This is a genomic window from Kineosporia sp. A_224 (assembly GCF_002198655.1).
Lineage (GTDB): Bacteria > Actinomycetota > Actinomycetes > Actinomycetales > Kineosporiaceae > R-H-3.
The window spans coordinates 1-18,435 of the sequence record NZ_MWLN01000128.1 but is presented as its reverse complement, the minus strand read 5'-3'; the positions used below and the strand labels follow the sequence as shown (position 1 = coordinate 18,435).

The following is an 18,435-nucleotide window of genomic DNA, read 5'->3' as shown; positions in this document are numbered from 1 at the left end:
GGGCTCAGGCGGTGCGCGCGGCGAGCCAGGTGTCCAGCGCCGCGAGCGCGCCCTCGGTGAGGCCGTGGCCGCCCCCGTCACGGTGCGCCGTGAGGTCGGCGCCGGAGCCGGTGTGCGCGTACTCCCACGTGCGGGCGAGCAGGTCGGCCGGGATCACGGTGTCGCCCGTGCCGTGAGCGAGGAACACGGGCGCCCCGGCGAGACGGCCCGGGGTGATCGGCATCCCGGCGTCGAACGGCAGCGTGCCGTAGAGGACGGCGACCCCGGCCCAGCGGCCCGGGTCGTCGAGGAGCAGACCGCCCGCGAACGCCGCGCCGCCGCTGAACCCGACGAGCACGACCGGCCGCCCCGCCGGGGCGACGCCGTCCAGCCAGCCGCGGAACCAGTCCGTGGTCTCGCGCAGGGACTGCGCCACCGGTCGGCCGATCCCGCGGTTGGCGAACCACGCGTACCCGCCGCCCTCGCCGATGGGCGCCCGGACCGCCGCGTACTCCGGGCCGGCGGGGAGCGCGTCGGCGAGGCCGATGATCTGCTGCTCGTCGGAGCCGCGGCCGTGGAGCAGGACGACGAGCGGCGCGGCCGGGTCGGCGCTCCCGCGGGTCGCGACCGCCGGTGCCGGGAACTCGGGGTGCATGCGGGGCCGCGGGGCGCCGTCCGTCGTCGTCATGGGGCGATGATGCCCGGTCGCCCGGGGCGGGTCACCCCGCGGAGACGCTCTCCAGGGCGGAGACGCCCTCGGTCATCACCGTGAGGGCACCCGCGGTCTCGCGCATCGCCGTGGAGACCTCGGCCAGGGACGCGCTCTGCTCCTCGGTGGCCGCGGCCAGGGCGCTGTTGTGCTGGGTGAGCTCGGTCATGCTCCGGGTGATCTCCTCGACCCGGGCGACCGCGGTGCCCACCTGGCGCTGCACCTCGGCGAGGGTCCGCGTGATCATGTCCGCGTTGTCGCTCGTCTGCCGGGCGAGGTCCTTCACCTCGTTGGCCACGACGGCGAACCCGCGCCCGGCCTCGCCGGCCCGTGCGGACTCGATCGTCGCGTTGAGGGCGAGCAGGTTCGTCTGCTCGGCGATCGCCTGGATGACGTCGCTCGCCGCCATGATCTCGGCGCTCGAGCTCTCCAGCGCCGTCATCGCCTGGCTCGCCTCCGAGGCCTTGGACGTCACGAGCGTCGTGATCCGGTCCGCCTCCTGCGCCGTCCGCGCGAGCTCACCGAGCGAACCGTTCATCTCCTCGGTCGCCCCGACGACGGCCGAGGTGCGCGACCGGACGTCGTCGGCGGACGCCGCCAGCTGGCGTGCCCGGTCGGCAACCTCGGTCTGGATCCGGGCCCGTCGGTCGACCTCCTCGGTCGTCGCCCGGGTGCGCTCCTGCTCCGCCCGCTCCCGCTCCCGGGCCTCGTGCAGCTGCTCCTGCCGCCGGGCGTCCTCGGCGCGGGCGTTCGCCACGAGGGTGGCCTCGAGCCGCCCGCGCATCCAGTGCGCGGCGAGGGTGAACGCGGCGACCGTCGTCGAGAGCGCCAGCGCGCCGAGCACCTCGGCGACGAGCCCGTCGTAGTGCCGGTGGGCGACCAGGACGAGGACGAGGAGGTCGAGCCCGAGGACCGTGCCGATGTCGGACCGGTCGAGGGCCAGGCCGGTCCACATCCCGCCGAGCGCGAGGAACAGGACGACGAACGTCTCGCTCCGCGGGCTGCCGAGCGCGACGGTCGTGATGACGCCGACGGACGCGGGGACCGCCGCCCTGGCGAGCGCCGTCGGCCACCCGCCGCCCCACGGGACCTGACGCAGGCCGGCGCCGGCGAGGATGCAGGCCACCCCGACCGCGACGAGGAAGAGCCGCTCGCCGCCGCTGCGGCCGAAGGCGTGCAGGACGAGGGCGGCCCCCGCCGCGAGCCACAGCCAGGCGAGGAGCGGCCCCGTGGCGGACAGGTCGCTCGACGGTCTGCGCGGTGCCCGGTCGGCGTCAGTGGCGAGGGTCATGACCGGGCTGTCGGTGCACGGGCCCTGCGACTTGAGCCGTCGGGTCGAGCAACCGCGCGACGACCTCCGGCGGGAGCCCGTACGTCTCGTGGAGCTCACGACAGACGTCGTCCCCGAGGCGGCCGGTGCCGCGCAGCCGGCCGACCCGGCGCACGCCGTCCGCGACGACGCGGTCGAACGAGCGCTGCTGCCCGCCGAGCACGGCCCGGACCTGCTGCGGGTCGACCGCCAGCTCGAAGAGGTCGCCGGTGCTCTCGACGAGCCCGTCCGGCAGGTCGTCGAGGCGCAGCGCCGGGTCGTGGAGCCACAGCCGGGTGAGCGCCCGGCGCAGGAGCCGCTTGAGGACGTACCCCTGCCGGGTGTGGCCCGGCGTGAGGCCGTCGCCGACGAGCAGCACGGACGCCCGCAGGTGGTCCGACACGACGCGGACGTCGTCCGCGCCGAGCCCCCACACGGATGACCCGTGCGTGACCCACGGCCGCAGGACGTCGGTGTCGTAGACGCTCGCACCGCCCTGGAGCACCGCCACCAGCCGTTCCAGTCCCGTCCCGACGTCGACGCACGGCACCTCGAGCGGGGTGAGCCGCCCGTCGCCGCCGCGCCGGAACCGCATCGAGACGTGGTTGGCGACCTCGACCCAGCGCGGGTCGCGGGTCGGCACGGACGTCGGCGGCGTCGCCGGGTCGGTCCAGACGAACAGCTCCGAGTCCGGGCCGCAGAGCCCGACCGGCCCGTTCGACCACCAGTTGTCCTCGACGGTCCGCTCGACGGGGACGCCGAGCCCCTCCCACAACCTGGCCGCGTCGTCGTCCGCCGGCACCGCGCCGTCCCCGCCGAAGACCGTCGCGTGGAGCAGCCCCGGCGGGACGCCGAACCCGTCGGTGAGCAGCTCGTACCCCCACTGCAGGGACGCCGTGTGCGGGTAGTCGCCCAGCGACCAGCAGCCGAGCATCTGGAACGCCGTGAGGTGGGTGTCGTCGCCGACCTCGTCGACGTCGGTCGTGCGCAGGCAGCGCTGCACCGACATGAGCCGCGACCCCGCCGGGTGGCTGCCGCGGCCGAGGTCGTCGGTGAGCGGGTGCATCCCGGACGTCGTGAACAGGACCGGGTCGCTGCCCGGGCGCAGCAGGGACGACGAGGGCAGCAGCGCGTGCCCGCGCTCGCGGTACCAGGCGCGGAAGGTCTCGAGCACCTGCGGGGTGGACGGCGCGACGGACGGGACGTGGTGCCCGGACATGGGGTTCTCCTCGGGGCGGACGGACCGTGCCCGGCACCCGCACGTCCCCCGGCCCCGCGCGCACCCGGCCCAGGGCGCGCGCAGACCCGGCATCCGTGTCGGATGCCGGGTCCGGAGGGGTTCAGATCACCAGGACGCGGCGGCCGACGGGAGCGGAGCTCGCGCGGCCGCGACGGAAGGTCGCCCGGTGGTCATGGCCCCAGCGTCCGCCGGGCGGGCGCGGCGGCGCAACGGGTTATCGGGACGCCTGCGGTCGTCGCGGGCCGGACCCGTGGGGGAGAATCGCCCGTGTGGTGAACCGGCTCGCGCACGCGACGTCCCCGTACCTCCTCCAGCACAAGGACAACCCCGTCGACTGGCGGGAGTGGGGCGACGACGCGTTCGCCGAGGCGAAGCGCCGGGATGTGCCGGTCCTGCTGTCGATCGGGTACGCCGCCTGCCACTGGTGCCACGTCATGGCGCACGAGTCCTTCGAGGACGACGTCACCGCGGCCCAGATGAACGAGGGGTTCGTCAACGTCAAGGTCGACCGCGAGGAGCGGCCGGACGTCGACGCCGTCTACATGAGCGCGACGCAGGCCCTCACGGGGCAGGGCGGGTGGCCGATGACGGTGTTCCTGACGCACGAGGGCAAGCCGTTCTACGCCGGCACGTACTTCCCGCCGGTCCCGGCGCACGGCCGGCCGTCGTTCCGCCAGCTGCTCTCGGCGATCGGCGACACGTGGGCCACCCGGCGCGAGGAGGTCGAGGGTGCGGGATCCCGGATCGCCGAGGCGGTCGGCCGGCGCACGCTGCCGTCCGGGGGAGCCGCCCCGGACGCCGCGACGCTCGCCGCCGCCGTCCGGGCCATGGCCCGCGACGAGGACGCCGAGCACCACGGGTTCGGCGGGGCGCCGAAGTTCCCGCCGTCGATGAACCTCGAGGCGCTCCTGCGGCACGCGGCGCGGCGCCGGCTCGAGGACGCCGAGGCGGCCGCGGCGGCGCCGTCGGCCGAGGCGCCGGACGTCGACCTCACCGCCGTCGACGACACCGGCCCGGTCGCGCTCGGCCTCGCCGCGCGCACCCTGACGACGATGGCGCGCAGCGGGATGTACGACCAGGTCGCGGGCGGCTTCGCGCGGTACGCGGTCGACCGGGCCTGGGTGGTCCCGCACTTCGAGAAGATGTTGTACGACAACGCGTTGCTCGCCCGGGTGTACCTGCACTGGTGGCGGCTCACCGGCGAGCCGACGGGCGCCCGGGTCGCGCTGGAGACCTGTGACTGGATGCTCGCCGACCTGCTCACCCCGGCCGGCGGCCTCGCGTCGTCGCTCGACGCCGACACCCCGGTCCGCGACGAGCACGGGCACGTCCGCGGCGTCGAGGGCTACACGTACGCGTGGACGCCGCAGCTGCTCGTCGAGGCGCTCGGCGCGGACGACGGCGCCTGGGCCGCGCAGCTGTGCCGGGTGACGCCGGCCGGCACCTTCGAGCACGGGACGTCGACCCTGCAGCTCGACCGCGACGTCCACGCCGACGCCGCGCAGGCGGCGCGGTGGCGCGACGTCCGCGAGCGGCTGCGGACCGCACGCGCCGCCCGCCCGCAGCCCGGCCGGGACGACAAGGTCGTCGCCGCCTGGAACGGCCTGGCGATCGCGGCGCTCGCCGAGACCGGCGCACTCCTCGACCGGCCCGACCTGGTCGCCGCCGCCGAGCGGGCCGCCGACCTGCTGCTCGCCGTCCACCTCGTCGAGGAGACCGGCCCCGGGGGGCGCCCGCGGGTGCGGCTGCGCCGGGTGAGCCGCGACGGTGCCGCCGGCGCCCCGGCCGGCGTCCTGGAGGACTACGGCGACGTCGCCGAGGGCCTGCTCGCCCTGCACGCGGTGACGGGGGAGACGTCCTGGCTCACCGTCGCCGGCCGGCTCCTCGACACCGTGCTCGACGAGTTCGGCGACGGCAGCGGCGGCTTCTACGACACCCCCGCGGACGGCACGGACGCCGCGGTGGCCGCCGTCGGCCGGCCGAGCGACCCGACCGACAACGCCTACCCCGGCGGCTGGTCGGCCGCCGCGCACGCGCTGCTCACCTACGCGGCGCTCACGGGGTCCGGCCGGCACCGGGCGGCCGCCGAGGCCGCCCTCGGCGTCGTCGGTGCGGTCGGGCCGCAGGCCCCGCGCGCGGTCGGCTGGGGCCTGGCGGCCGCCGAGGCCCTGCTCGACGGCCCGCGCGAGGTCGCCGTGGCCGGCCCGGACGACGACCCGCTGCGCGCCGCGCTGCACGCCGTCGCCCTCGCGGCGACCGCCCCCGGTGCCGTCGTGAGTGCCGGCCCGCCGGACGCCGAGGACGCCCCGCTGCTCGCGGGCCGCCCGCTCATGGCCGGCTCGGCCGCGGCGTACGTCTGCCGGCAGTTCGTCTGCGCGGCGCCGACGACGTCCGTCGAGGTGCTCGCCGCCTCGCTCGGCGCCGTCCGGGCAGCAGCCGTATCCGTCGACGGCGGACTACCCTCCGCCTAGGGCAGGTCACGCGGAAGGACCGGGCGATGGGCATCCTCTCGACGACACCCGACGGGCTCGACGTGCCGCCGTCGGCAGCGGACGGGCCGCGCCGCGTCCGGCCCGTCGCGTGGTTCTCGCCCGCCCAGCTGTGGCGCACCGGCCGCGAGGTCGCCCAGGGCACGGTCTTCGCGCGGTTCGCGGACAAGCGCGACGTCGAGGCGACGGCGCCGCGGCAGTTCTACGACCTCTCGGCCGTCGCCGACGCCGACGCGCCGTTCGTCGTCGACTACGTCGCGGACACGGGTGACGGCTACGACGCGACGTTCGCCGTCGCGGCGCACGTCGCGCGCGGTGCGTGGTCCCCGGACGACGGCACGCCCGCGACGTCGCTGCTGCTGTTCGGCGGGGACGAGGTCTACCCCGTCGCGTCGGTGCCGGAGTACCGGGCGCGGCTCGTGACGCCGTACGCGCACGCCTGGCGGGCCTTCAGCCCGGGGCCGACCTTCGCCGTCCCGGGACCCACGCCGGACGGGCAGCCCGCACAGGCCCCGTTCGTGCTGGCGGTGCCCGGCAACCACGACTGGTACGACGGCCTCGCGGCCTTCCGCCGGATGTTCTGCGAGACGTGGGTCCGGGACGGCGGCACGTCGTCGGACACGCTGCAGCCCCAGCACTTCGGCTCGGTCGACCGGTTCGCCGGCGGGTGGTCGTGCCTGCAGTCCCGCTCGTACTGGGCGGCCCGGCTGCCGCACGGCTGGTGGGTGTGGGGCATCGACATCCAGCTCGACGCGCCCATCGACGCCGCCCAGCTCGCCTACTTCCGCCGGGCGGTCACCCAGCTGCACGGCGACGACCAGATCGTCCTGTGCACCGCGCGTCCGAGCTGGGTCGACGAGGACGCCGACACGCAGGACTGGACGAGCAACAAGCAGGTGCTCGTGTGGTTCCTCGACCGGGTGCTCGGCCCCGAGCACCGGCACCGGGTCCGGATGCTCGTCTCCGGCGACAAGCACCACTACGTGCGCTACACCCGCGAGGACGACGCGCCACCTGCTGCGCCCGCGGCCACCGGCGCACCCGCGGCCGACGCGCCGAGCGCCCGGCCGGACCACCTCGTGACGTGCGGGGCGGGCGGCGCCTACCTGTCGAGCACGCACCACGTCGAGCCGGAGATCGTCATGCGCTGGGACCCGGTCCCGCCGCGCGTCCCGGTCCGGTACACGGCCCGCGAGCGGTACCCGTCCGCCGCGCAGTCCCGGGCGGTCCGCAACCGTCGCTGGCTGCGGACGGCGTACGTCAACACCGCGGGCCTGCCCGCGCTCGTCACCGGCGTCTACGCCGCCGGCGCCGTCGCGGTCGCGACCCGGTCGAACGGCTGGGGCCAGCTCCTCGGGGTGCTCGTGGCGGCCGTCCTCGCGGGCCTGCTCGGGTACGGCGTCTCCGGGCGGGACCAGGCGTCGACGGCGACCGCGACCGCCCTCGCGACGGTCCACGTCGCCGTCCACGCCGGGCTCGTCGCGGCGGTCTGGTGGCTGTCGTCGTCCTGGTGGGCGGTGGCGGACGACTGGCCCGGCCGGCTGCTGGACCTGGCGCTCTCGGCAGCGACGGCCACCGCGGCGGGCCTGGTCGGCACCGGGGTGCTCGCGGGCTACCTCGCCCTCGCGGACGTGCTCGGGATGCACCACAACGAGGCGTTCTCCGGGCTCGGGGTCGAGGACTACAAGGCCCACCTGCGGATGACGTTCACCGCCGCCGGGATCCACGTCGAGGTGTTCGCCGTGGGCGCGGTGCCGAGAGGGCAGGACGCGGCGGCGACGGCCGCGGCCTTCACGGTCGTCGACGCCTTCGACGTCGTCCGGCCCGCACCGCGGAGCCCGTCGGTGGTGTCCCTGCCCCCGGACGTCCAGGTCGCTCCCTGACCGGACCTCCGCCTCTCGCCGGGGGCGCCGTCGTCGACGAGGCTGGAGGCATGGACGAGACCGTCGAGCCCTGGGCCGCCGTACCGACGATCGAGGGCGGCATCGTCGTCGGGAGCGACGGGTCGCGGGGTGCGGCGTCCGCGCTCGACTGGGCGCTCGACGACGCGGACCGCCGCGGCTGCGCGGTGCACGTCGTGCGGACCTGGATGCTCGCGACCGCGATCGACGACGTCCCGGGCGAGCCCGGCTCGGTGCCCTCGATGCCCGAGTGCGCCGCGGTGACGCGAAGGCTCGCCGAGGCCGACGTCGCCGCCACGGTCGCCGCACGGGGCAGCGGCACGCCGCCCGAGGTCGTCTGCCACGCGGTGCACGGCCCGGCCGGCCCGACGCTCGTCGCCGTCGCCGCGGACGCCGACCTGCTCGTCGTCGGCCACCGCGGGCGGGGCCACCTCGCCGACCTGCTCCTCGGCTCGGTCGCCGAGTACGCGCTGCGGCACGCGACCTGCCCCGTGGTCGTTGTGCGGAGGTAGCGGCGGGGGGACGCTGGGTCCCACCGGTCGCCGCGGCCCGCGAGGGGGTACGGGATGAGCCAGCAGACACCGTCGGGCGCGCCCGGCGGCGGCATCATGCGCCGCCTGGCCGCAGGGGCGGGCGCCGGCCGCTTCGGGGCCGTCTTCGAGTTCGCGGACGCCCTCTTCTCGCCGTCCAAGGCCGCGGCCCGGGTCGTGCGGGAGGAGCAGCGACGGCGCAAGGTCGCCGTCCCCGCGCCGGGCGACCCGCCCGCCGACGCGCCGGGAGACGCGGCCGTGGCGCTGCCGACCGGGCTGCTCGGGCCCGTCGAGCACGGCGACCCGGCGGACCTGCCCGCGGAGCACCCGGCCCCGCCGTCCGCCCGCGGCGAACACCGGCCTGACCAGGTTCTGTAAGCCAGGTAATCGTGTAATCATCGTTGCATGACGAACAATGCAGACTCGAAGACGGCCGCCGCCTGGTTCGGCGAGCGGCTCCCGCAGGAGTGGACGGCGACGGCGCCCGAGGTGACCGTCGACCGTGAGGAGGTCACCGTCGTCCTCGTCGTCCCCGCGCCGGAGACCGAGGCCGGCGCGACGGACGCCGAGAAGGCGGAGGCGGTCGCGGGGCGGGTCGCCCGCTTCCGGGCGGACACCCGGGACCGGCGGATCGCGATCGCCCGTGAGGCCGAGCACAGGTTCGGTCGCAAGGTGGCGTGGGGGGTGCGGGTCGGGGAGCGGCGCGAACTGTTCACCCACCTCGCCGTCCCGGTGATGACCCGGCTGCGCCAGCCGGAGCGGCAGGTGCTCGACACCCTCGTCGACGCCGGGGTCGCTCGGTCGCGCTCGCACGCGCTCGCCTGGTGCGTGCGGCTCGTGGGGGACAACTCCGACGCCTGGCTCGCCGACCTGCGCTCGGCGATGGACTCGGTCGCCAAGGTCCGCGAGGCGGGGCCGGCGCCGTCGGCCGGCGCGGCGTCCGACGAGGGCTGATCCCCGGCCCGGCGGAGCCCGCACGGCACGGCCGCAGGTCCGCGGCCGGTCGTACGGGCTCCGGGGCTACCGGTCAGGCGGGCCTCAGGGGACGACGACGCTGCCGCTGCAGGAGGCACCGGCCCGGGTCGCCGTGAAGGTCACGGTGTCGGCACCGGCGCCGTTCGCGGTGAAGACGTCGCGGTCGATCGAGTTCGACGCGCCGGCGGTCGTGGCCGTGACCGTCCTGGACTCGTCGTTGTCCCGGACGACGATCGTCCAGGTCCGGGCCGTCGTGCCGGTGTCGTCGACCTGCACGTTGATCTTGAGCTGTCGCGGGTCGCGGGGCCCGGCCTTGATCTTGGCCTTGACGCCGCCCGTGCACGAGGCCGCGCCCTGGACGTCGACGGACTTGGCGTGGGCCGGGACGACGGTGAGGCCGAGGGCGACGACCATGCCGGTCGCGGCGAGGGCTGCTGTGCGCACTGCGTTCACGGTGGACTCCTTGAGGGGGTTCCCCGTCGTTCTGCGGGGGTGCCCCCAGTGCAGTCGTCCGTCGGTAGGCGGGGCCATCGGATCACCGGGCTACGACCTGCCGGGCGCGGTCGGTGCCCCGACGCCGCTGCCGCACCTCTGCGCTGGTGCTAGTACCCGCGTCGCGGCCCGGCCGGCGCCCTCGCGGCGGTGTCGCGGTGGTGAACGCCGGACGGCACGCCGCCCGGCGGTGGTAGTACCCCGACGTCAGGCGGGCGTGCTGTAGACCGCGATCGAGACGCCGATGTAGTGCACGGCGAACGCCGCGACGGTGAGCGCGTGGAAGACCTCGTGGAAGCCGAACCAGCGCGGGCTCGGGTCGGGGCGCTGGAGGCCGTAGACGATCGCCCCGAAGGTGTAGAGCGCCCCGCCGACGATGACGAGGACGACGACGGCGATCTGCCCGTTCGCGAAGAACGACGGCAGGTAGGCCACGGCGGCCCAGCCGAGGGCCGCGTAGGCCGGGACGTAGAGCCAGCGCGGGGCGTGCACCCACAGCACGCGGAAGAGGACGCCGACGACGGCCCCGACCCAGACGATCGTCAGCAGCGTGCGGGCCTTGCCCTCGGGCAGGAGCAGGACGCTGAACGGCGTGTAGGTGCCGGCGATGATGAGGAAGATGTTCGCGTGGTCGAGGCGCTTGAGGATCGCGTGCGTGCGTGGCGACCAGGTGCCGCGGTGGTAGATCGCGCTCACGCCGAAGAGCAGGCATGCGGTCGCGGCGAAGATGGCCGTCGAGACCCGGGTGGTGGTCGTCGGTGCGAGCGCGACGAGCACGATCCCGGCCGCCAGGGCCAGTGGGAACGTTCCCGCGTGCAACCATCCGCGCAGATGGGGCTTGACGAGCTCGATCGCGTTCCCTCGCTCCATCCCCTTACTGTACACCTACGCAACCGTAAGTTACGGCAGCGTAGGTTGTGGTGTTCCCGTGAGACCCGGCCGCGTGGACGCGCGGTCCGCCGGGCGGCGGTACGGTTGCCCGAGCGCGTGCGGACGACGTCCGCGTCCGACCGTGGGAGATCGTCATGGGGCTTCGTTCGGTGCTCTACGGGGCCTACGAACGCAGGCTCGCGCGGGCGCTGACGCCGACCTCGATCCCCAAGCACGTCGGCGTCATCCTCGACGGGAACCGTCGCTGGGCCAAGGCTTCCGGGGCGCGCGCGAGCCACGGCCACCGGGCCGGCGGCGACAAGGTCCTGGAGTTCCTCGGCTGGTGCGACGAGGTCGGCGTCGAGCACGTCACCCTCTGGCTGCTGTCCACGGACAACCTGAGCCGCAGCGCGGAGGAGCTCTCGGCGCTGCTCGAGATCATCGAGGACGTCGTCGAGCGGATCGCCGCCTCGGGCCGCTGGCGGGTCCACCCGGTCGGGGCGCTCGACCTGCTCCCGGCGCAGCTCGCTCAGCGGCTCAAGGAGTACGAGGACTCGACCCGTGCGGTCGAGGGCATGCACGTCAACGTCGCCATCGGCTACGGCGGGCGCCGGGAGATCGCGGACGCCGTCCGGTCGCTCCTGCAGGAGCACGCGGCGCGCGGGACGTCGATCGAGGAGCTCGCGGAGATCCTCGACGTCGAGCACATCGCCGGGCACCTCTACACGCGCGGCCAGCCGGACCCGGAGCTGGTCATCCGGACGTCGGGGGAGCAGCGCCTGTCCGGGTTCCTGCTGTGGCAGAGCGCGCACAGCGAGTTCTACTTCTGCGAGGCGCTCTGGCCGGCCTTCCGGCATGTCGACTTCCTCCGGGCCATGCGCTCGTACGCGGAGCGGGAGCGCCGGTTCGGCACCTGAGGCGCGCCGCCGCTCCGATCGGAGACACATAGGGTGGTCGAGCGACTGCTAAGAGTTACATTGGGGTGAAGGCAGCCGCCCGCCCCGAGGAGTCCCGTCGTGACCGACCCCAGCACCGCTCCGCAGGACGGGGCCCCGGACGCCACGGCCGCCACCGACGGTGCGCGGGGCCGGCGGGCGGTCCTCGCCGCCGGTGCGGGTGCCGCGCTCGGTGCGTTCGGGGTCGCCGTCGCGCAGCCCGCCGAGGCCGCCGCGGGCGCCGCCATGCTCATCGGCCGGTCGAACTGGGCGAGCACCTCGGGCACGACGCTGTCGTCCACGACGACCGGGACCACCCTGTGGTGCAAGGCGACCGTGGGCAACGGGCTGCTCGGCGACACCACGTCGTCGGCCCGGTGGGGCGCCTACGGGCGCAACCTGTCCGGCGTCACCGGCAGCGCCGGGGCGCTGCGCGGGGACGGCGGCCGCAACCTCGGTCTCTACGCGAACACGACGTCGAACCTGTCGTGGGGCGTCCTCGCGCGGAACAAGGGCACCTCGTCGTCGGCGGCGACCGGCGGTGCGCTGCGTGCCGAGGGCCAGAACAACATGGCGATCTTCGCCGACACCTTCACCTCGGTGACCGACGTGCCGGCGATCACCGCGCTCGGCGGCGACGGGGAGTTCCACGGCACGGCCCTCGTCGCCGGCGGAGCGTCGTACTTCGACGGCGAGGCCAAGGCCCTGCGCAACTACGTCGGCGTGCTCGGCGCCGGTGCGAGCCCCGGGCAGAGCATCCTCCAGTACGCCCCGGTCGTGTCCGGCGAGGCGGACTACCACACGGTCACCGACGCGGTGACCCTCGACGGCTCCGGGGCGCTCACGGTCGACCTCGCGAACGACTGGACGAAGCGCTACGCGCCGTTCCTCGTCGCCGTCGACATGGCGACGCTGCGGATCGCCCTCACCGCGGTCGGGGCGGCGATGCCGAACCTGCACGCGGTGTGGACGCCGTCGTCCGCCGCGACGACCTTCGGGATCGCCGGCGGCGCCGCCGGCGGCACCGTGCACTTCACGATCACCGCCACGCGGGTCCAGGTGACGCTCGCCGACGTCGCCGGCCTGGCGGCGTCCGGGTCCGCACCCGTCGCACCCGCCGCGCCGTCCGACGGGACGACGCGGCAGGCGACGCGCGCGGTCGCGGCGACGGCCCGGGTCGCCCGGACGGTCCGGGCCCGGCGCCGCTGACCCGGCCGTCGGGGACGGCGGCCGCCCGGGGTCAGCGGCCGGTGTCCTCCTCCGGTTCCGGCTCGGGCGCTGCGCTGCCGTTCTGCTCCGGCGGGGCCGATGGTGCCGGCTGCGTGCCGGCCGGCGGCGGGCGCAGCCCCCACGACAGCGGCGGCGCGGCGCTGCCCGGTGCCCCCGCGGGGACCGGTTCCGCGGCCTGGGTGGTCGCGGGCTGGGCCGGCCAGGTCTGCTCCGGTGCCGGGACGGCCGCCGCGACGAGCCGACCCGGGATGTACGCGGGCTGCGGCTGCGGCAGCGAGGTCGCCACCGGGGCGTGGTTGCGGTGCGCGTCGACCGCGGCCGCGTGGTACGCCTCGAGCTCGGCCGCGAACGCCGGGTCGGCGTAGAAGGTGCCGTCGACGAGCGGGCCGCGACGCTGCTCGAGGACGGCGACGACGTCCTCGCCGTTGAGCGTCTTGTGCGTCTCCAGGGCGTGCGCGAGCGCGAGCACCTGGGCCCGGTTCTCGCGCAGGTAGCGCTCGGCCTCCTCGAAGAGCCGGCTGAGGTTCTGCTCGATGCGCTGCCCGAGCTGGGCGTGCGCCGGCTCCTCCCGCTTGCCGCCGAGCTGGGCGCCGAAGCCGACGCCCGACGAGCCGGTCTGCTTGCCGCGCGGCTCCGGGCCGCCGGCCCCGATCTCGAGCTGCTGCAGGGCCGGCAGGCTCGTGATCGAGGACCCCATGCCCCACTGCGACTCCATGAGCGCGGCGAGGTAGGTCGCGCTCTCCAGGTCGCCGGAGACGCCGGAGGAGTTGTCGCCCTCGAAGAACAGCCGCTCGCCCGCGAGCGAGGCGAGGCTCACGAGGATGTCGCTCTCGTGCTCGCTGCGCCAGCGCGTGAACTGGTCCTCGGTCTTCACGCTCGCGACCATGCCGAGGTAGGTGCTGCCCTTCTCGATCGTCGCGAGGTCGATGTCGTAGTGCGCCCGCGTGCGCCAGGCCAGGACGGCGTGGCAGGCCTCGTGGACGGCGACCGCGTGCCGTTCGCGCTCGATGTACTCGACGTCCTCGGGCGGGCCGAGCTGCTTGCGCTGCTTGGCCTTGAGGACGTCGGCCCACGTGACGACGTCCCGGTCCTCGGAGATCGCGTAGATGAGCGACTCGTTGACGAGGTCCTTGATCGTCGCACCCGTCGCGTACGGCGTGATCGTCGCGAGCTTGTCGATCTGCTCCGCGGTGAGCTCGTGGTTCACCTTGGAGAAGTAGCCCTCGTAGGTGCGGACCCGGCCCGCCTTGCTCGGGTAGCCGACCCGGTAGATCCGGTCGAGCCGGCCAGGCCGCAGCAGCGCCGGGTCGAGCGCCTCGGGCAGGTTCGAGGCCATCATCACGAGGATGCGGTACTTCGGCGGCGGCTTGGGCCGCATGCCGAGCGTGCGGCGCAGCACCCGGTTGACGAACCCGCGGGGCTTGGTGAGACCGGACAGCTCGGTGAGCAGCGCCTGCAGCGTCCCCATCCCGCCCCCGCCGCCGTTCATGTTCGGCACGATGACGCGGTCGACGATCGAGCGCGGGGCGCGGCCGGCGGTCGAGGCCCGCTCCGCCTCCCACGGGCGGTCGGCGAGCAGGGAGCGGCCCGGCTCGGACAGGTGCGCGAGGCCGTGGCAGGCGTGCGCCGCCGGGGCCGGGGTGCTCGCCATCCCCGGGGTGCCGGCACCGGCGCCGCGGCTGCCGAGGGAGTCCGCCTCGTCGAAGAAGACGATGACGCCGCCGTAGCGCAGGGCGAGCTTGCGCAGCTTGCGGAACAGCGCCTTGACCTTGAGGATCCCGACGCCGAAGAACATGTTGTTGAAGGCGCCCGGGTCGACGAACACGTACGGCTTGCCGGTCTCGCCCGCCACGGCCTCGGCCATGAGGGTCTTGCCGGTGCCGGGTGGTCCCCAGAGCAGGATGCCGGACGGCACGTGGCCGCCGCGGGCCTCGATCGCCTCGGGGTTCTCGAGCAGGACGATGTTCTCCTTGACCCGCTCGAGGACGTGGTCCTGGCCCCAGACGTCGGAGAACCGCTTCTCGATGTCCTCGGGGAAGTACGTCTCGACGCCGCCGCGGGACATGAACCAGAAGATCGCGGCGAACTGCAGGATGCCCAGGGCGATGATGAACGTGTACTGGATGATCATCGGCAGCGCCGCGATGATCCGGGCCGGCGCCTGGAAGAGCGCGAAGACCGGCGGTGCGCCGGTGACCTTGCCGAGGACGAACGCGCCGAGCGCGATGACGACGACCCACTTGAAGACCCGGGCCAGCCGGTACCGGTTCCACGGGTTGAACCGGCGCTCCCACCAGCGCGTGGTGCGCCCGAAGACCTTCTCGCTCCAGAACCGGTGGTAGCCCGCCCAGCGCTCGCTGACGACGAAGTGCAGCTGCCGCAGCAGCTCCACGACGACGAGCGTCGGCAGCCAGGTGTTCTCCCGCAGGATGTTCGACGACGCCTCGCCCCAGCCGCCGAGCGGGCTGATGCGCAGGTACTCGTTCCACACGAGCAGGCCGAGGACGACGCCGAGCAGCAGGAGGAACTTCACCCGGTCCCACAGCCCCAGCGGCTTGCGGGTGCCCTTGACCTTCCAGGGGAAGCGCGGGTCGGCGTCGGCCGCCGTGGCCGGGGCGGGCGCGGCGACCGCCACGGCGGCCGGGGCCGAGGCGCCCGTCACGACGGCAGGCTGCGCGACGGCGGCCGGCAGGACGGCGGTCTGCGCGGTCGGTGGTGGCTGCGCCCCCGGGCGCACGGCCTGCTCGATCCGGTTCATGCTGCGGGTCATCGTCGTCAGGGCGACCGCCAGGACGACGACGATCGCGACGGTGACGACCGCCACGAGGGCGATGAGGACGAGGGTCATGCGGTGCCTCCGATCGGGCTGCGCGGCCCCGTCCGCGGGGCGCTCACGGCTGCGCCTTCACGGTGAAGCTCGACATGATCTGGTCGACGACCTGCTGGTTCTTCGCGAAGCACGCGACGGAGCACCAGATCTGGATGACGTGCAGATGCTCGCCGGTGCGGTCGGCGACGGCCATCTTGTCGACGACGACGGTGACGTCGGGGACGGCGGGCTTGTCGGTCACGCTCCTGGCGGCGAGGTCCGTGACGTCGAAGGAGAACAGGCTCGTGACCCGCAGCCCGGTGGCCTGCGGGGTGTCGACGACCTGCTCCTTGCTGCCGAAGTCGGTGATCGCCGTGTCGTCGAGCTGGGCCTGGTTGGCGAACTTCACGAGGGCGTGCCGGGAGCCGGGCGTCAGCGCGTCGCGCAGGACCTCCGTCGTCACCGGTCCGGAGCCGCCGAGCTTGACGGTGAGGATCTGGACGACGGGGTCGTCCGGCGGGGAGATCGGCAGCTTGGACTCGAAGTGGCTCGGGTCGGCCCGGCCGGCGCCGTCGTAGAACGCGACCCACCGGCTCGCCGTCGGCTTGGCGTAGCCGAGCGCCGTGGGGTCGACGGAGGCCCAGCCCGCGGGCAGCTTGACGACGATGCTCCGGTCGGCGCTCGCGACGTACTGGTACGGCGGTGGCGACCCGCAGGCGGCGAGCAGGGCCGCCGCGGCCGCGGCGGAGGCGGCGGCCCGGGTGCCGCGGCGGCGGCGCCGCGGCGTCCACCGGTGCGCCCGACCCCCACGTGTGCCCAGCGGGTCCGTCGACATAACACGCCACCCGCCCTCGTCGAGGTCACGATTGGGCAAAGAATCGCAAGTGCAGAGCGTTTTTGCACCCCCCGGTCCGACATTCGAGCCCCGGACGACGAGGTGTAACTCACGGTTCACACAGTCAAGTCTTCGTGCCCATTCCGTTGCGCTGAGTCATCGGTTAGCGTGCGTCACGTCGTCGGTGGAGGGCTTGCGGCTCTCGCACCGTGCGGCGTCCGGGTCGCCTACGCAGGGGAGTCCGCCGTGGTCACGAGCCGCAGAACCGCCGCCGGAGAGCCCGTCAGAACCTTCGTGGTGGACACGTCGGTCCTCCTCTCGGACCCCAGGGCGGTGCTCCGCTTCGCGGAGCACGAGGTCGTCCTCCCGGTCGTCGTCATCACCGAGCTCGAGGGCAAGCGGCACCACCCGGAGCTCGGCTACTTCGCCCGTCAGGCGCTGCGGCTGCTCGACGACCTGCGCGTCCAGTTCGGCCGCCTCGACGAGCCGCTGCCCGTGGGCGACTCCGGCGGGACGCTGCGGATCGAGCTCAACCACGCCGACCCGACGGTGCTGCCGGCCGGGTTCCGCGCGATGGACAACGACACCCGGATCCTCGCGATCGCCCGGGCACTGGCCGCGGACGGCAAGCACGTGACCGTCGTCAGCAAGGACCTGCCGATGCGGGTCAAGGCCTCGGCGCTCGGCCTCGACGCCGAGGAGTACGAGGCCGAGAAGACGGTCGACTCCGGCTGGACCGGGATCACCGAGATCGACATCAGCGCCGAGGTCATGGCGACGCTCTACTCCGAGCAGACCATCGACCTCCCGCAGGCCGCCGACCTGCCCTGCCACGCGGGCCTCGTGCTGCTGTCCTCGCGGGGGTCGGCGCTCGGCCGGGTCATGCCCGACAAGCAGGTCCGGCTCGTCCGCGGGGACCGGGACGTCTTCGGCGTCCACGGCCGCAGCGCCGAGCAGCGGATCGCCATCGACCTGCTCCTCGACTCCGAGATCGGCATCGTCTCGCTCGGCGGCCGGGCCGGCACCGGCAAGTCGGCGCTCGCGCTCTGCGCCGGCCTGGAGGCGGCGCTCGAGCGGCGCCAGCACCGCAAGGTGCTCGTCTTCCGGCCGCTCTACGCGGTCGGCGGCCAGGACCTCGGCTACCTGCCCGGGACCGAGGCCGAGAAGATGAGCCCCTGGGGGCAGGCGGTCTTCGACACCCTCGGCGCGCTCGTGTCGCAGGAGGTCGTCGAGGAGGTCATCGACCGCGGCATGCTCGAGGTGCTCCCGCTGACCCACATCCGCGGCCGCTCCCTGCACGACGCGTTCGTCATCGTCGACGAGGCCCAGTCCCTCGAGCGCAACGTGCTTCTCACGGTGCTCTCCCGGGTCGGGCAGAACAGCCGCGTCGTCCTCACCCACGACGTCGCCCAGCGCGACAACCTCCGGGTCGGCCGGCACGACGGCGTCGCCGCGGTCATCGAGGCGCTCAAGGGCCACCCGCTCTTCGCCCACGTGACCCTGACGCGCTCGGAGCGCTCGCCGGTGGCCGCGCTCGTCACGGAGATGCTCGAGGGCCTCGAGCCCTGACCCCGGGGGGCGACTGACCCGAGGCGTCGCGCGGGCCTCGTCGTCCTCTGGCGGGTCATGAACGCCACGACGGGGCGGCTGACCCTTGAGGTGCGTATCGCACCAGAGGACGGCGAGGGGTGGCGACACGTCTCGCGCGGTCACTTTCGGCGAGGGAAACGTGTGTCTGTCCTCACTTTCGTCGACGCAGAGTGATCGTGGGCTGTGGAATGTCACGGTTGTGTCACGGGAACCTCTCACCGGACTTGAGTCTGCGCGCGTCCCGGGTGACGGTGGACGACGTCACCACCCCGTACACGGGCCACGGCGGCGCAGGCGAAGGAGCCGGCGCAGCGAGCCGGCCGTGTGCCGCGCGGCCCGAGGGGTCGCGCCCGGACCGCACGGTCCCGGACCAGGAGCCAGCACCCGACGGCGAGACCCGCCGTCCGGTCGCCCGCGCCTGCCGGGCAGCGGCCGGGGGGCCGCCCCGCGCCGCAGACGGCGCGGCCACGAGAGGGAAACCACCGCGTGTTCGGCATGCACCGACCTGCCCGCCCCGGCGCCCACCCCGCGCCGTCTGCGGC

Annotated in this window: 15 protein-coding genes; 8 read left to right on the top strand and 7 right to left on the bottom strand. The window is 74.7% G+C overall.

The features are described 5' to 3' along the window. Positions 1 to 4 precede the first annotated feature (4 nt). The 3 genes from EDJALFJO_RS11570 to EDJALFJO_RS11560 are packed head-to-tail and all read right to left on the bottom strand — an operon-like array spanning position 5 to position 3,216. Positions 5 to 667 (bottom strand): alpha/beta hydrolase, encoded by a 663-nt coding sequence (locus EDJALFJO_RS11570; RefSeq protein WP_198950212.1) that lies wholly within the window; start codon positions 665 to 667, stop codon positions 5 to 7. 31 nt (positions 668 to 698) lie between these two features. Further along, entirely contained in the window at positions 699 to 1,979 is a 1,281-nt protein-coding gene (locus tag EDJALFJO_RS36080) for a methyl-accepting chemotaxis protein (protein ID WP_088285312.1), read from the bottom strand. Then, positions 1,963 to 3,216, bottom strand: a complete 1,254-nt coding sequence (locus EDJALFJO_RS11560; protein WP_088285310.1) for an alanine--tRNA ligase-related protein — start codon at positions 3,214 to 3,216, stop codon at positions 1,963 to 1,965. The genes EDJALFJO_RS36080 and EDJALFJO_RS11560 overlap by 17 nt, the downstream gene beginning before the upstream one ends. Before the next feature lie 290 nt (positions 3,217 to 3,506). Between EDJALFJO_RS11560 and EDJALFJO_RS11555 the strand changes: the two genes are divergently transcribed. The 5 genes from EDJALFJO_RS11555 to EDJALFJO_RS11535 are packed head-to-tail and all read left to right on the top strand — an operon-like array spanning position 3,507 to position 9,111. Next, entirely contained in the window at positions 3,507 to 5,708 is a 2,202-nt protein-coding gene (locus EDJALFJO_RS11555) for a thioredoxin domain-containing protein (RefSeq protein ID WP_088285308.1), read from the top strand. 26 nt (positions 5,709 to 5,734) lie between these two features. Then, a complete protein-coding gene (locus tag EDJALFJO_RS11550; RefSeq protein ID WP_088285306.1) occupies positions 5,735 to 7,609 on the top strand; it encodes a hypothetical protein in 1,875 nt (624 codons plus the stop codon). A 50-nt stretch (positions 7,610 to 7,659) separates the two neighbouring features. Beyond that, complete coding sequence (locus tag EDJALFJO_RS11545) at positions 7,660 to 8,139, top strand: universal stress protein (RefSeq protein ID WP_088285304.1); 480 nt, start codon at positions 7,660 to 7,662, stop codon at positions 8,137 to 8,139. A gap of 54 nt (positions 8,140 to 8,193) precedes the next feature. Next, positions 8,194 to 8,535 (top strand): hypothetical protein, encoded by a 342-nt coding sequence (locus tag EDJALFJO_RS11540; RefSeq protein WP_088285302.1) that lies wholly within the window; start codon positions 8,194 to 8,196, stop codon positions 8,533 to 8,535. 27 nt (positions 8,536 to 8,562) lie between these two features. After that, complete coding sequence (locus EDJALFJO_RS11535) at positions 8,563 to 9,111, top strand: hypothetical protein (protein ID WP_088285300.1); 549 nt, start codon at positions 8,563 to 8,565, stop codon at positions 9,109 to 9,111. Positions 9,112 to 9,195: 84 nt separating this feature from the next. Here EDJALFJO_RS11535 and EDJALFJO_RS11530 read toward each other — a convergent pair whose 3' ends face one another. Both EDJALFJO_RS11530 and EDJALFJO_RS11525 read right to left on the bottom strand, forming a co-directional pair. Next, positions 9,196 to 9,585, bottom strand: a complete 390-nt coding sequence (locus tag EDJALFJO_RS11530; RefSeq protein ID WP_143448507.1) for a hypothetical protein — start codon at positions 9,583 to 9,585, stop codon at positions 9,196 to 9,198. 246 nt (positions 9,586 to 9,831) lie between these two features. Then, the gene (locus EDJALFJO_RS11525) at positions 9,832 to 10,494 is read right to left on the bottom strand and encodes a hemolysin III family protein (RefSeq protein WP_088285296.1); all 663 of its coding nucleotides are present in this window, start codon (positions 10,492 to 10,494) and stop codon (positions 9,832 to 9,834) included. A 155-nt stretch (positions 10,495 to 10,649) separates the two neighbouring features. On the opposite strand from EDJALFJO_RS11525, the gene EDJALFJO_RS11520 reads away from it, so the two are divergent. Both EDJALFJO_RS11520 and EDJALFJO_RS11515 read left to right on the top strand, forming a co-directional pair. Continuing rightward, positions 10,650 to 11,411 carry an isoprenyl transferase gene (locus EDJALFJO_RS11520; protein WP_088285294.1) on the top strand — a complete coding sequence of 254 codons (762 nt, stop codon included), beginning with the start codon at positions 10,650 to 10,652 and terminating at the stop codon, positions 11,409 to 11,411. Between the two features lie 99 nt (positions 11,412 to 11,510). Continuing rightward, entirely contained in the window at positions 11,511 to 12,638 is a 1,128-nt protein-coding gene (locus tag EDJALFJO_RS11515; RefSeq protein ID WP_088285291.1) for a hypothetical protein, read from the top strand. Positions 12,639 to 12,669: 31 nt separating this feature from the next. Here the strand turns inward: EDJALFJO_RS11515 and EDJALFJO_RS11510 are convergent, their stop codons facing one another. Together EDJALFJO_RS11510 and EDJALFJO_RS11505 are read right to left on the bottom strand one after the other, a co-directional pair. Beyond that, complete coding sequence (locus tag EDJALFJO_RS11510; protein ID WP_198950211.1) at positions 12,670 to 15,507, bottom strand: AAA family ATPase; 2,838 nt, start codon at positions 15,505 to 15,507, stop codon at positions 12,670 to 12,672. Positions 15,508 to 15,550: 43 nt separating this feature from the next. Further along, positions 15,551 to 16,303, bottom strand: a complete 753-nt coding sequence (locus tag EDJALFJO_RS11505) for a hypothetical protein (protein ID WP_088285289.1) — start codon at positions 16,301 to 16,303, stop codon at positions 15,551 to 15,553. Positions 16,304 to 16,549: 246 nt separating this feature from the next. Here EDJALFJO_RS11505 and EDJALFJO_RS11500 point away from each other — a divergent pair, with 246 nt between their 5' ends. After that, positions 16,550 to 17,872 (top strand): PhoH family protein, encoded by a 1,323-nt coding sequence (locus tag EDJALFJO_RS11500; RefSeq protein ID WP_088285287.1) that lies wholly within the window; start codon positions 16,550 to 16,552, stop codon positions 17,870 to 17,872. Positions 17,873 to 18,435 lie beyond the last annotated feature (563 nt).